The following is a 13,384-nucleotide window of genomic DNA, read 5'->3' as shown; positions in this document are numbered from 1 at the left end:
TGCTACAATGGTTTATTTTTCTTTTCTTTGCACCCTGATTTTGAATAACGATAAAAGATAAGTATAATGTCAAGAGTTTGTGACCTTACAGGTAAAAGAGCGATGGTAGGAAATAACGTTTCTCACGCTATGAACAAAACTAAGAGAAAGTTTTCTGTAAACTTAGTTAAAAAGCGTTTTTATCTTCCAGAAGAAGATAGATGGATTACTCTTAGAGTAGCAGCATCTACGATAAAAACAATTAATAAAAACGGAATCACTGCTGTTTTGAAAAAAGCACAGTCAGAAGGATTTATCAAATAATCTTTTCCTAAATAAATATATAGCAAGATGGCAAAGAAAGGTAATAGAATCCAGGTAATTTTAGAATGTACTGAGCACAAAGCTTCTGGTGTTGCAGGAACTTCTAGATATATTACAACTAAGAACAAAAAAAATACTCCAGACAGATTAGAGATTAAAAAATTTAATCCAGTTTTGAAAAGAGTAACTGTTCACAAAGAAATTAAGTAATAATTAGAGATTTTTGTAGATCTCAAATGGTTTGGCCATTCGAGTTTTATGAAAAGTTAAATAACATTTGAATCATGGCAAAGAAAACCGTAGCATCGTTACAAACAGCTTCTAAGAGATTGTCAAAAGCCATCAAAATGGTGAAATCTCCTAAAACTGGCGCATATACATTCGTAGAATCTATTATGGCTCCTGAAGAAGTTGATGAATTCTTGAAAAAGAAATAATTACAATTACATTATATAGAAAAGCTACTTTCACTCCGAAAGTAGCTTTTTTATTTTTATATTTGTTTAAAATTTAAAGAAGCATCAAAAATTGGCTTTTTTTAATAATGGATTCCCGCTTTTCGCTATAATCTTTTATTCTGGGGTCCAGAATAAAAGGATTTTCGCTGTAATCGGGGCTAATTAAAAATAATTTGCTTTCTTTAAAGATTTGGATTTCAGATAATCTAAAAATATGGAATCTAAAACAATCTAAATAACCTACACAAAATGAGTTTTTTTAAAAAATTATTCTCTACTGATAAAAAAGAGACTTTAGACAAAGGTCTTGAAAAATCAAAAACTACTTTTTTCTCAAAGTTAAGTAAAGCCGTTGCAGGAAAATCTAAAGTCGATGATGATGTTCTAGATAATCTGGAAGAAATTCTTGTAGCCTCTGATGTTGGGGTTAATACCACTCTGAAAATCATTCAGAGAATCGAAAAACGTGTTGCTGAAGATAAATATTTAGGGACAGATGAATTAAACCAAATTCTTCGTGATGAAATTGGGGCTTTATTGTCTGAAACCAATACAGGTGAAGCAACAGAATTTGAAGTTCCGAAGGATAAAAAGCCTTATGTTTTAATGGTTGTCGGTGTAAATGGTGTTGGTAAAACAACTACGATAGGTAAACTGGCTTATCAGTTTAAAAAAGCCGGACATAAAGTGGTTTTGGGTGCGGCAGATACATTTCGTGCTGCTGCCATTGACCAGCTGCAAATTTGGGCTGACCGTGTTGATGTTCCAATAGTAAGACAAAATATGGGAAGTGATCCTGCTTCTGTAGCTTTTGATACTTTGCAGTCAGCTGTTGCACAGGATGCCGATGTGGTTATAATTGATACTGCAGGGCGTTTGCATAATAAAATCAACCTGATGAACGAGCTTTCAAAAGTAAAACGTGTAATGCAGAAAGTGGTTGCAGATGCACCTCATGATGTGCTTTTAGTTTTAGACGGTTCAACTGGGCAAAATGCTTTTGAACAGGCCAAACAATTTACAGCTGCAACAGAAGTAACTTCTCTGGTAGTTACTAAATTAGACGGAACTGCAAAAGGTGGTGTCGTAATTGGTATTTCAGACCAGTTTCAAATTCCGGTAAAATACATTGGTGTCGGCGAAGGAATTGAAGATTTACAGGTCTTTAATAAATATGAATTCGTAGACAGTTTCTTTAAATAATTTATAATGAGTTTTGAATCTTTAAAAAATATAACACCTGCTGTTTTTTATTTTGCAAGTGTTTTGTGTTTTGTTTTTGCAAATCTATTAAAAGAAGAAAGTTTATCTTTTTATTATGTTTTATTGGTTTTAGGATTGGTGTCCTTTTTTGCAGGAATGCTGAAAAGAATCCGTACCAAACGATAGGTTTTTGTAATTACTTTCTTTTGACTTTATGAGATATTATGGTTTCATTTTGCTGTTTAGTCTTCTTTCATGCGTAGACAAGAAAAGTGAAATATGTAAAGAAGCTCAAAAAGTAATTGTTGTTCAGCCTTTAGGTGACTTTAAACCGAAGCAGGCTGAACAGGTTGTTGCTCAAATCAAGATTGTCAATCCTAATGTGGTTTTAAGGCAAAATATTTCTTTTCCTGAAAAATCTTTTTATAAACCCAGAAACAGATATCGTGCTGACAGTATTATCAAAAGCCTTAGAAATAAAATAGGTTTAGATTCTGTAATTGTAGGATTATCACATGCTGATATCAGTACAACCAAAAATGGAATTAAAGACTGGGGTGTAATGGGGCTCGGGTATAGACCGGGAAAAGCTTGCGTAGTTTCTGATTTTAGACTATCCCGTAAAAATAAAAATGAACAATTTTATAAGTTAGTTTTACATGAGTTGGGACACACAGCAGGTTTGTCTCATTGTAAAATTAAAACTTGTCTAATGCGGGACGCAGAAGGAGGTAACCCTTTGGATGAAGAAAAAAGCTTCTGCAGGGAATGCAAAAGCTTTTTAAAAGATAAAGGTTGGCAATTACTTTAAATTGCTAACTTTTGTATTTATTGATACAAAGCATTAATCTTTTCCCATAAAACTTTGTCAAAATCAGATAAGGCAAGATTTTCATCATCAGCAGCATCTCCCATTCTGATGACTACCATTTTCTTACTTGGAATAACATAGATTTTCTGGTCGTTTTTGCCTAAAGCCATAAACATATCGTTTGGGGCAGTTGGAATTACACTTCCCTGAAAAGTAAGTTGTGACTGAGGCAAGTGATAATTAGCTTTTCCGTTTAACCACCATAAGTATCCATATCCTAAATTGATGTTTTGAGACGTAGTGGTGGCTTCATTGAAATAAGCTTCATTAAGAATGGTGTTGTTGTCCCATTTTCCTTTGTTTAGCATCAGTAATCCAAAACGTGCCATGCTTCTTGTGTTGCTTGTGTAAACGCTGTTTACATCTATTTGAACCCAAGTGCCATTCATGCCGATTTTGTCTCTTAATTTGGCGTTGAAATAGTCTGACCAGTCTTGTCCGCTTGCGGCTTCTACAACATCCTGCAGTTTTACATAGACATTATGATACGCCCAGCGTGTTCCAGCATCAGCTTTGTAGATTAGATCTGCAGGTTCAACATCATCTGTGCTGTCATCAAGACCTGATGTCATCGTTAACAGATGTTTGCAGGTAATTAGGTTTTCTTTTGCAAGTGTTTCGCTTGTCCAGCCAGTGCCCAGATATTGTGAAACTTTGTTATTGATATTCAATAATCCTTCCTGCTGCGCAATTCCTGTAACGGTAGCCGTTAATGTTTTTCCGGCACTTGCCCAGTACCAGAGTTTGGTTGCTGAATGGTCGTTGAAGTAATTTTCTAAAACGATTCGGCCATTTACCAATATGATGAATGATTTGGAGTTTTTGAGTTCTAAATAGTCTAAAAGCGGCTGAACAGCATTCTGATTCCATTTTAGGTCTGAAATTGATGTTGTTTCCCAAGTATTTCCAGTTAAGGGTGGAAAATACATTTTTTGGGTTGTAGTTGTGTCAGAAGTGTTGTCTTCTTTACTGCAACTGATACATGCTAACAGAATCAGTAGTTTACAAAATGTTTTAGTCATGGTAAGTGTTTTTGGTTTGGGGTTTGACCAAAAATATATAAAATAGTTTAATGTGTAATGCAGATTTTTATTTCTTTTAAAGTTTATAAAGTTAACTTTGTAGTTCTCTAAAAATCTTTTGAAAACGGGAGTCATAGCCCTGATGGAAGCGGCATCCTTTTATGGCAGGGTTTGCCGTAAAAGATAGAGCGGACAGCAGGAAACAGCTTCTTATTAAAATGTACATTATGAAAAACACTTTTATTATTTTGGTTTTATCGCTTTTGTTTGTAAGCTGCAAACAGGAAATCAAACCAGCAGATATTGCAAAACTGAATGGTTACTGGGAAATTGAAAAAGTGGTTTTTGATAAGGGTGAGGAGAAGGCTTACGGAATGAATGAGAATTTTGATTATTTTCAGATTAAAGGAACTAAAGGCACTAGAACAAAGGTGATGGCGCAGCTAGACGGAACTTTTTTGACTACAGATACTTTTGAAAATGTTTCAGTTCGGTTTACAGACAAAGGAACTTTTTTAGATTATAAAACGGATTATGCCAAGTGGAGTGAGGAGTTGATTTCGATTTCTGATGAGGCCTTTGTGGTAAAAAATGATCAGAATAAAAAATATCATTATAAAAAATCAGGACCAGTAAATTTATTAAACGATGGCAAAAAGACTAAATAACGAAAGTACGATTGGAGCTGTTTTGCAACAGATTATTCAGGTGAATAAATTGCAGCCCGGAATGGATCAGATTGATGTAAAGGAAGCCTGGGCAAATTTAATGGGGAATGGTGTCAAAACGTACACAAAAAATGTTGTTTTGAAAGGAAGTACATTGTATGTTGAACTGGGATCGGCTGTTTTGCGTGAAGAATTAAGTCATGGAAAGTCTAAAATTGTGAAAATGATAAATGAAGAGTTAGGTCGTGATGTTGTTAAGGATGTGGTTTTACGATAGACTTGCTTAGACATCTTAGATTTTAGACTACTTAGATTAGAAGATTGATTAGATAAAAAAAGCAGACCCATTTCATTGAAAGTGGGTCTGTTTTTTATGGTATCTAAGTTAGTCTAAAATCTAACAATCTAAGAAATCTAAATTAGAATTGCTCTCTTCCAGCAAAGTGGAATGCACCTTCAATGGCAGCATTTTCGTCACTATCAGATCCGTGAACAGCATTTTCTCCAATAGAAGTTGCGTATGCTTTACGAATAGTTCCTTCAGCGGCTTCAGCAGGATTTGTAGCACCTATTAAAGTTCTGAAATCTTCTACAGCGTTGTCTTTTTCTAAAATTGCAGCAACGATTGGTCCGCGAGACATGAATTCTACCAATTCTCCGTAGAAAGGTCTTTCAGCGTGAACTGCGTAAAATGCTTTTGCATCAGCTACAGTTAATTGCGTTAATTTTAATGAAACGATTTTGAAACCTCCGTTAGTGATCATTGCCAGGATGTTGCCGATATGTCCGTTTGCAACAGCATCCGGTTTAATCATGGTAAAAGTTCTATTTGTAGCCATTTTTTGTGTTTTTTAAATTTGGTGCAAAAATATAACTTTTTTGTGAATTGATTTTAATAAATTCATAATTAAAGCACAGTAGAATAATGTTTTGATTAAGAAAGTTGAGAATTATGAATTGTATGCCCAAAAAAGATGCACTGCAATGAGTTTCTATCTATTTCGTTTGAAAAAATTATACTTTAAATATTAATTTGTTTCGGTATAAAATCCATAAAACAAATGTCCAGATAAACACATAAACTATTGCGTAGGCTAATGAAGCAGACATTGGATTACTGAAAAAAGGTGCAATCCAAAAGCGATATAAGAAATCTAAAAGATTGATTTGTTCCTTGGGATTTTTTGGATTAGAAAACTGAATCATTATAAGCGCCTGCGGAATTATCTGCGATGTGAAAAATACAATCATCGGATTTACTCCCCAGATTAAAAATGGTTTAAAGCCTTTTTTATAACCTGCAATATCAATAAGGTAGTATAATATGGTAAAAAACACGGTTGCTAATCCTGTTGTAAATAAAACATAACTGCTTGTCCAAAGAGATTTATTGATTGGAAAAACCAAATCCCAAATTAATCCTAAAGCGATCAGTCCGGCACCGATTCTGCCCATTTTTAATGCTTTTTTTGTTTTAGGACTATCACTTTGCAAGAATTGTCCAATTAACAATCCGATGATTCCGTTTACGATAGACGGGATAGTGCTTAAAATTCCTTCTGGATCCCAGGTTTTAGTTGCAGAGTACATATGATCTTTTAGTAAAATACTATCCAGCCATGAAGCCAAATTTGTTCCTTTTTCAAGATTAGCGGCTCCAATTCCGGGAACAGGAATTAGTGTCATTAAGGCCCAATAGCCTAATAGTAAAACTGCTCCGGTTATAATTTGTGTTTTTTGAGTTGTTTTTAAATATAAAAGCGATACCACGAAATATACAATGGCAATTCGCTGTAAAACTCCCGGAAGGCGAACATCATGATAGGCTTCGATACCACTGTAAGCTAAAAACAGATAAATAAACAGAATAGAAAAAGCCAAAATATTTTTGACTTTAGAACTGAAACTACCCATTAACGCATAACCTACTGCGATAGTTATAGTTAAACGTCCGATAAGAAGCGGAATTCCTTCAATACCAAATAACTGGATTTTTTCGAAAAAGTTGAAGAAAATTCCAAGACAAAGCATTCGCATTGAGCGAACTAAAATTTTACTGAATGTTGTGGCATCGTAAAATTTATCAGGCATTGCAAGAGGAACTGCAACTCCCATAATAAAAATAAAAAAAGGAAAAACTAAGTCGGTTGGCGTACAGCCGTGCCAGCTGGCATGCAATAATGGCGGATAAACATTGCCCCAGTCTCCGGGATTGTTTACAATTGTCATTAATAAAATAGTGAGTCCACGAAAGATATCTAGCGAAATTAAGCGTTCTTTTACCATTGGTTTTGGGTAAATTGGTTAATTAATAATTTTTAAAAATCGCTATTTGGTTTATGGAATAATAATTTTGAGAAGAGAGGTGGTTATTTGTTTCTCAGAATTATTACAAAATTATTTTTGTTGCAAATTAATCTTTTTTTTTGATGAAAATTCAATAATATATGCTCGTTTATATTGTTATGATATCGAAATTGTGTTCTAATGGCTTTAGTTTCTGAATTAAAAGCGGAATCAGTTGTTCTCCTTTCTCTAAATAAAATTCAGAAAAATTAGCCTGACGTTCCTGTAAACTCTTGTTTGGGAATAATTCAAATTGCAAATCGGTTACTCGCAGTAATTCGTCGTCTAATTTTCTTTTTTGAGCTTTTAGTAAACGTTTTTCCAGATTTTCCAATCCTTTTTTCTGTTTGGTTTCCTGTGCTTTTACGGCACCCGAAAATGATTTGTCTGTTTGATCTGCTAATTCGTAAAGATATTTAAATTGTTTTTCTAATGTTTCTTTTTGAGCAGATAAATCAATTGGAAACGCAGATAATTTATGTGTGATTGTATTCACTAAATCATCAGGTTTAGTAAACAAATCAGCCCAGCTTAAATTTAAATTATCGGCTTTTTTAGCTTGTTTTTCAGTTGCTAAAAGAACTGAGTTTCGAACTAAAAGCATTGGGAAAGTAATATTCACGGCATCAAAAAAAGCTTTCAATTCCAGCCAGTACGCGATTTCTCCGCCTCCGCCAATGTAGCACAGATTAGGTAAAATAATTTCCTGATAAAGTGGGCGCATGATCACATTTGGGCTGAATTTTTCAGGATTGCTTTCCAGTAATTTCAAGATTTCGTCTTTTGAAAATGAAATTCGGGTATTGTTTACATAATATTGATCTTTTTCAAAAATGATTCTTTCGCGCAGATTATCTTCGATATAAAACAAATTGATTTCGCGTGGATTTACCTGAACGCTGTAATCCTGAAGCTGTTCAATGGTTTTTTGAACCGTTTTGAAAGAGATCTGATTTTCTAATTCTTCTTTAACAAAAGGAATAAAAGCACGCTTTAAATCTGTATCATCAGCATCTAAAATAATTAAGCCATAATTAGCAAATAAACTATTAGCTAAATAACGTGTTGCGTCAGCCAGATTTTCATGTTTTAAATAGGCTTCTTCAAACAGTTTTTTGAGAACATTTGCATTGGTACTTGACCCCAATTCTTTAGAGTAAATTTCAAAAAAATCAGTTAGGCCTTCAGTCGAAAGCCTTCCAACAGGCCCGGTACTTTCCTTATTCCATCTGAATTTTTTTCCTTTAAAATTAAAATAATTTATCTCTTCAAAATCATGATCTTCTGTCGCCATCCAATACACCGGAACAAAATTGTAAGCGGGGTATTTTGACTTTAATTCTTTAGTCAGATTAATGGTCGAAATAATTTTATATAAAAAATACAAAGGACCGCTAAACAAATTTAACTGATGCCCGGTAGTGATTGTAAAGCTGTTTTGAAGTGCTAAAAGTTCAATATTCTGTTTCGTCGCATCTGAAATATCGATGTTTCGATATTGCTTTTTTAAAGTATTAACCAACGGAATCCGGTTTGTATGATCAAAATTGGATTCTTTTTCAATAATCTGTTTTTCAAAATTTTCTAGTGTCGGAAAGTAATTGTATAAAGGTTGTAAGCCTGGTTTCTGATTTAAATAATCTTGTATCAATTTGGAGAAATATCCTGAGGTCTGATAGCTGATACAGTCGGTTGGCATGTTTTTTTATTTTTTTGACAGTAAATTTAATGAAAATATACAGTTAAAAATGTTTTTAACGATTGCTTATGATTTGATTTTCTGAATTTGTTATAAAGATCTTATTAATCAGGTTTTTAAATATAAAATCAGAAGTTGTTTTTTGAAAAAATATAAAACACATGAAATTTGTTAAAAAAACAGAAGTGTCCTGAAACTAATTCTGCTAAATATGAATTATTAATAATGAAACTCTATTTTTGTAGGCAAAAAAAAAGTTATATCAGTTTTCATATGAAAAATAATCCCAATCAAAAGAACTCTTTAAAACATGTTCTTTTTGGAAGCCTTATTGGTACCACAATCGAATTTTTTGATTTTTATATTTATGCCAATGCAGCTGTATTGGTTTTTCCACAATTATTTTTCCCAGGTGCTGATGCGACCATGGCGACACTGGAATCTTTGGCAACTTTTTCAATTGCCTTTTTATCCCGCCCGTTGGGTTCTGCTTTTTTTGGACATTACGGAGATAAGATTGGGCGTAAATTTACCTTAGTTGCTGCCTTATTGACTATGGGAATCTCAACAGTAACAATAGGATTTTTACCAGGTTACGCCAGTATTGGTGTTGCCGCTCCGTTATTGTTGATGCTGTGCCGATTTGGACAAGGTGTTGGTTTAGGAGGAGAATGGGGAGGAGCTGTTTTGCTTGCGATTGAAAATGCACCACCGCATAAACGTGCCTGGTACGGAATGTTTCCGCAATTGGGAGCACCTATCGGATTGCTGCTTTCCGGAGGAACTTTTTTATTGTTGACGGATTCAATGAGCAATGAAGATTTTATGAATTACGGCTGGAGAATTCCTTTTATAGCTAGTTCATTTTTGGTAATAGTAGGTTTTTATATCCGAACTAAAATCTCTGAAACACCATCTTTTGAAAATTCTAAAAATGCGCACGAAGAAGTAAAAATTCCATTTTTAACGTTAGTTAAATCGTATAAAAATCAATTGATTTTTGGAACATTAGGAGCGGTAACAACCTTTTTGGTATTTTATTTAATGACTGTATTTACACTCAGCTGGGTTACTTCAGATTTAGGTTATGTAAAAAGAGATGCTTTACTGATTCAGTTATTTTCAGTATTGTTTTTCGCTCTTTTTATTCCGATTTCAGCTTTGGTTGCCGATAAAATTGGTCGTCGAAAAATATTAATTTTCACTACAATTGCTATTGCCCTTTTTGGATTTTTCTTTTCGTTATTCCTTAATTCCGGAAGTCCGTTTTTGGTAACCACTTTTGTTTGTATCGGAATGTCTTTGATGGGCTTTACGTATGGACCTCTGGGGACATTTTTATCAGAGTTGTTTCCTACGACTGTTCGTTATTCAGGAGCTTCGTTAACGTTTAATCTAGCTGGAATTTTAGGAGCAGCTTTTGCACCTATGATTGCTATTTGGCTGGCAAGTACGTATGGTTTGAATTATGTTGGTTTTTACCTGACAATTGCAGCTATTGTTTCTTTAGTTTCCTTTTTAGTGATTTCTAAAAAAGTACATCAGTTTTAATATTTCTGAAAACTAATTTATAGGGAGGTAACGAGTCATTCGTTACCTCTTTTTTTTGAAAAAATCTTAAAAACTTCTAATTTATTTGTTTTTGTAAAATATTTTTTATGTATTTAAGGCGTTGTGGTTTAGTTGTTTAAAAATATTTTTAAGAAAATTTTATGATTTAATTTGTTTATTAAAAAAATAATTCACAAAATTTGCATCAGAAAATAAGTAATTAACTATTAATAAGCGAAGACAATGTTTGTATTAAACCTTACCTCTCAAAACATCGCATCAGGATTAGATTCTGTTGGCATGTGTCTTCGTGGCTTTTCTCAATCATAGCAAATCAATTTTAGAGATATGAACAAGCCCGAAGAAAAATAACTTTCGGGCTTTTTTTATTCTAGACACTTCAAAAATTCCCGAATATCCGAACTGAATTTATCTGTTTCAGATAAAATGTTTATCAAAATCTATTGCTCAGATTTTGCATGATGTTTTGTATTACATTCTTATTCCTTAAATGGTTTGATGTAAAGTATTTCATTTTGTAAAAAAGAAACAGGCAATATTGATTTTGGAAGAATTTCAATAGTAAAAAACAAATGGGAAATAAATTATCCGGAAAAGACCTGATTAAAATAGGCTTTCCAAAAAATAATAGTATCAATATTGCTTTGGGGCAAATTAATCGATACAGAAAACGAGAAAAAAAAGAAAGTATATTAACCGAAGCCAAAGAAGTTTTACTGTTTCCGGAAAAATTTACCGGACACGGAACCTGGGGAAAAGTGGCAGAAGGATTGGTGAATCCGGTACAGGTCAGAATGCATCAGCTTAACAACACGAGAGCGCCTTTTTCTATTTTCGGAGAAAACGAAATTGATGAACAGGCAAAATATCAATTGTATGATGCCTTGAAACTACCAATTTCAGTTGCCGGAGCTTTAATGCCGGACGCGCATTCCGGTTACGGATTACCAATTGGCGGAGTCCTGGCAACAGATAATGCCGTGATTCCGTACGGAGTTGGAGTTGATATCGGCTGTCGAATGAGTTTGTCAATTTTTGATATTCCGGCTTCTTTCTTTAAGGGAAAAGAACATCAGCTACAGGCTATTTTAAAAGACAATACCAAATTTGGAATGTATGAAACGCACAGCATTCGCGCAGATCACGAAGTGTTTAGCCGAAGTGAATTTCAGGATATTCCGCTTTTAAAAAACCTTTTGAACAAAGCGTATAAACAATTGGGAACCTCTGGTGGAGGAAATCATTTTGTGGAATTTGGAATTGCAAAAATTACTAATCCCCTGAATGAATGGAAGATTGGAGTTGGAGAATACTTTGCAGTGCTTTCGCATAGTGGTTCCCGTGGACTCGGGGCTAATATCGCAAAACATTACACCTATCTGGCAACTAAACAATGTCCGCTGCCTAAAAATGTCCAGCATTTGGCATGGCTCGATTTGAATACGCACGACGGTCAGGAATACTGGCTGGCTATGAATTTAGCAGGGGATTATGCCAAAGCCTGTCATGATGATATTCATCGTCGAATTGCAAAAGCGATAGGAAAACGAGTGGTTGTAACCATTGAAAACCATCACAATTTTGCATGGAAAGAAATTGTAAATGGTACAGAAGCAATTGTGCATCGTAAAGGGGCAACTCCTGCAAATGCTGGCGAATTGGGGATTATTCCTGGTTCGATGACTGCACCGGGATTTATTGTTCAGGGAAAAGGAAATAGTGAAAGTTTAAACTCTGCCTCTCATGGTGCCGGGCGACTGTTTTCTCGTAAAAAATGTAAAGAATCATTTACCCAAAGTGAGATTAAAAAAGTCCTTAAAGCAAATGATGTGACTCTGATCGGTGGTAATATTGACGAAGCGCCAATGGCTTATAAGGATATCAACAAAGTAATGGCTAACCAAACGGAACTGGTGGATGTTTTAGGAACATTTACACCAAAAATCGTTAGAATGGACAGATAAATTATGGAAAAAATAATTCAAATAACATCAGGGCGCGGCCCGGCTGAATGCAGCTGGGTTGTGGCTCAGGTGCTGAAAACTTTTCTGGAAGAAGCAAATGCGAATAAAATAAAAACAACTTTGCTTCAGCGTGAAAAAGGAATCGAAAACGGAACGGTAGAAACAGTTACAGTTTTACTCGAAAGTGATAATCTAAATGAATTTGTAAACTCATGGACAGGAACTATTCAGTGGATTGGGCAGAGTCAGTTTAGAAAATTGCATAAGCGTAAAAATTGGTTTATCGGAATTTTTGAAGTTGATAAAGTCACAACGACCCAAATCTCGGAGAAGGATATTCAGTATCAGGCGATGCGCAGTTCCGGAGCAGGAGGACAACATGTAAACAAAGTAAGTTCGGCAATACGGGCGACTCATGTTCCTACAGGAATTAGTGTAGTTGCAATGGATTCAAGATCTCAACACCAGAATAAAAAGCTGGCAACCGAAAGATTACTACAGAAGTTTAAGGATGAAACCGTAAAACAATTCAAAGCCGAATTTCAGGCACAATGGATGAACCAATTGCAAATTCAGCGTGGGAATCCGATTCGGGTTTTTGAGGGTTCAGATTTTAAGAAACAAAAACAGGTAAAAAATTACAAACCGGAACGGCAAAGATTAAAACGGGAAGATTATTTCGACCGTGAATAAGATTTGATTTTTGCTTTTTCGAAAAGAAAAATTATGAAAACAGTAGATAAATATCTTTTTCAGGCATTAGACAATTATCCGTATTCATTGGAAGAAACCATCGAATCATTGGATTACGCTTTATCTTATGATGATAAAAATACCATGGCGTTATGTTTATACGGGCAGGTTTTTTCAGATCAGTTATTGAAATATGAAGAAGCGAAAGAGTATTTTCAGAAAGCACTTTCAATTAATATTCATGCTTTAGAGGTGTATCCTTTTTATATTCATACTCTGATCTTGAATGAAGATTACGAAGAAGCAATGAAACTGATTGATTTTGCATTGACAGTCAAAGGAATCAATAAAACGGAGATTTTTTTGAAGAAAGTAATACTTTTTGAGCGTCAGCAGGATTTTAAAAAAGCTTTGAAAGTGATTAAAAAAGCAAAACTTGCCACAATCAATACATGTTATGATTATACGATTGAAGAAACTGAAAAAAGGCTGGACAAAAAACTGAATAGTGATTCGAAAAAGGACAAGTCGGTCAAAAAGAAAAAGAAGAATAAATAAAAAAGAAAGGATGTCAATTATGGCATC

The 13,384-nt window shown here is 34.2% G+C and carries 16 protein-coding genes; 12 read left to right on the top strand and 4 right to left on the bottom strand.

Annotated features, from left to right (window positions below; all coding sequences use genetic code 11):
- Positions 1 to 66: 66 nt before the first annotated feature.
- The 6 genes from rpmB to GWR14_RS07350 all read left to right on the top strand — a co-directional run bounded on the left by rpmB (position 67) and on the right by GWR14_RS07350 (position 2,775).
- Positions 67 to 303, top strand: coding sequence for a 50S ribosomal protein L28 (gene rpmB, locus GWR14_RS07375; RefSeq protein ID WP_008468080.1), 237 nt, complete (start codon positions 67 to 69; stop codon positions 301 to 303).
- A gap of 27 nt (positions 304 to 330) precedes the next feature.
- Positions 331 to 513 (top strand): 50S ribosomal protein L33, encoded by a 183-nt coding sequence (gene rpmG, locus GWR14_RS07370; RefSeq protein WP_011963553.1) that lies wholly within the window; start codon positions 331 to 333, stop codon positions 511 to 513.
- 74 nt (positions 514 to 587) lie between these two features.
- Positions 588 to 740 (top strand): DUF4295 domain-containing protein, encoded by a 153-nt coding sequence (locus GWR14_RS07365; protein WP_070261881.1) that lies wholly within the window; start codon positions 588 to 590, stop codon positions 738 to 740.
- 270 nt (positions 741 to 1,010) lie between these two features.
- Positions 1,011 to 1,964, top strand: a complete 954-nt coding sequence (ftsY, locus tag GWR14_RS07360; RefSeq protein ID WP_163408384.1) for a signal recognition particle-docking protein FtsY — start codon at positions 1,011 to 1,013, stop codon at positions 1,962 to 1,964.
- A gap of 6 nt (positions 1,965 to 1,970) precedes the next feature.
- A complete protein-coding gene (locus GWR14_RS07355) occupies positions 1,971 to 2,150 on the top strand; it encodes a hypothetical protein (RefSeq protein WP_163408383.1) in 180 nt (59 codons plus the stop codon).
- A 28-nt stretch (positions 2,151 to 2,178) separates the two neighbouring features.
- Positions 2,179 to 2,775: a Zn-dependent protease gene (locus GWR14_RS07350; RefSeq protein WP_163408382.1), complete on the top strand. Its 597-nt coding sequence runs from the start codon at positions 2,179 to 2,181 to the stop codon at positions 2,773 to 2,775.
- Between the two features lie 17 nt (positions 2,776 to 2,792).
- Here the strand turns inward: GWR14_RS07350 and GWR14_RS07345 are convergent, their stop codons facing one another.
- Complete coding sequence (locus tag GWR14_RS07345; protein ID WP_163408381.1) at positions 2,793 to 3,857, bottom strand: serine hydrolase domain-containing protein; 1,065 nt, start codon at positions 3,855 to 3,857, stop codon at positions 2,793 to 2,795.
- A 227-nt stretch (positions 3,858 to 4,084) separates the two neighbouring features.
- On the opposite strand from GWR14_RS07345, the gene GWR14_RS07340 reads away from it, so the two are divergent.
- Entirely contained in the window at positions 4,085 to 4,525 is a 441-nt protein-coding gene (locus GWR14_RS07340) for a hypothetical protein (protein ID WP_163408380.1), read from the top strand.
- Positions 4,506 to 4,802, top strand: coding sequence for a DUF721 domain-containing protein (locus tag GWR14_RS07335; RefSeq protein ID WP_163408379.1), 297 nt, complete (start codon positions 4,506 to 4,508; stop codon positions 4,800 to 4,802). Before GWR14_RS07340 ends, GWR14_RS07335 begins: the two co-directional genes overlap by 20 nt.
- A gap of 142 nt (positions 4,803 to 4,944) precedes the next feature.
- Here GWR14_RS07335 and GWR14_RS07330 read toward each other — a convergent pair whose 3' ends face one another.
- From GWR14_RS07330 to bshC, 3 genes are all read right to left on the bottom strand, one after another.
- On the bottom strand, positions 4,945 to 5,364 hold the full coding sequence (locus GWR14_RS07330) for a nucleoside-diphosphate kinase (protein WP_031456090.1): 420 nt from the start codon (positions 5,362 to 5,364) through the stop codon (positions 4,945 to 4,947).
- 175 nt (positions 5,365 to 5,539) lie between these two features.
- A complete protein-coding gene (locus GWR14_RS07325; RefSeq protein ID WP_163408378.1) occupies positions 5,540 to 6,811 on the bottom strand; it encodes an acyltransferase family protein in 1,272 nt (423 codons plus the stop codon).
- A gap of 169 nt (positions 6,812 to 6,980) precedes the next feature.
- Positions 6,981 to 8,570 carry a bacillithiol biosynthesis cysteine-adding enzyme BshC gene (gene bshC, locus GWR14_RS07320; protein WP_163408377.1) on the bottom strand — a complete coding sequence of 530 codons (1,590 nt, stop codon included), beginning with the start codon at positions 8,568 to 8,570 and terminating at the stop codon, positions 6,981 to 6,983.
- Positions 8,571 to 8,843: 273 nt separating this feature from the next.
- Here bshC and GWR14_RS07315 point away from each other — a divergent pair, with 273 nt between their 5' ends.
- The 4 genes from GWR14_RS07315 (at position 8,844) to GWR14_RS07300 (ending at position 13,357) form a co-directional block, all read left to right on the top strand.
- The gene (locus GWR14_RS07315) at positions 8,844 to 10,121 is read left to right on the top strand and encodes an MFS transporter (RefSeq protein ID WP_163408376.1); all 1,278 of its coding nucleotides are present in this window, start codon (positions 8,844 to 8,846) and stop codon (positions 10,119 to 10,121) included.
- A gap of 593 nt (positions 10,122 to 10,714) precedes the next feature.
- Positions 10,715 to 12,106, top strand: a complete 1,392-nt coding sequence (locus GWR14_RS07310) for an RtcB family protein (RefSeq protein WP_163408375.1) — start codon at positions 10,715 to 10,717, stop codon at positions 12,104 to 12,106.
- Positions 12,107 to 12,109: 3 nt separating this feature from the next.
- Positions 12,110 to 12,799, top strand: a complete 690-nt coding sequence (gene prfH / locus GWR14_RS07305; RefSeq protein ID WP_163408374.1) for a peptide chain release factor H — start codon at positions 12,110 to 12,112, stop codon at positions 12,797 to 12,799.
- 33 nt (positions 12,800 to 12,832) lie between these two features.
- Positions 12,833 to 13,357 carry a tetratricopeptide repeat protein gene (locus tag GWR14_RS07300; protein ID WP_163408373.1) on the top strand — a complete coding sequence of 175 codons (525 nt, stop codon included), beginning with the start codon at positions 12,833 to 12,835 and terminating at the stop codon, positions 13,355 to 13,357.
- Positions 13,358 to 13,384: the final 27 nt, after the last annotated feature.

It is taken from the genome of Flavobacterium ajazii, assembly GCF_010614725.1.
Lineage (GTDB): Bacteria > Bacteroidota > Bacteroidia > Flavobacteriales > Flavobacteriaceae > Flavobacterium > Flavobacterium ajazii.
This window is presented reverse-complemented; position numbering and strand designations above follow the sequence as displayed.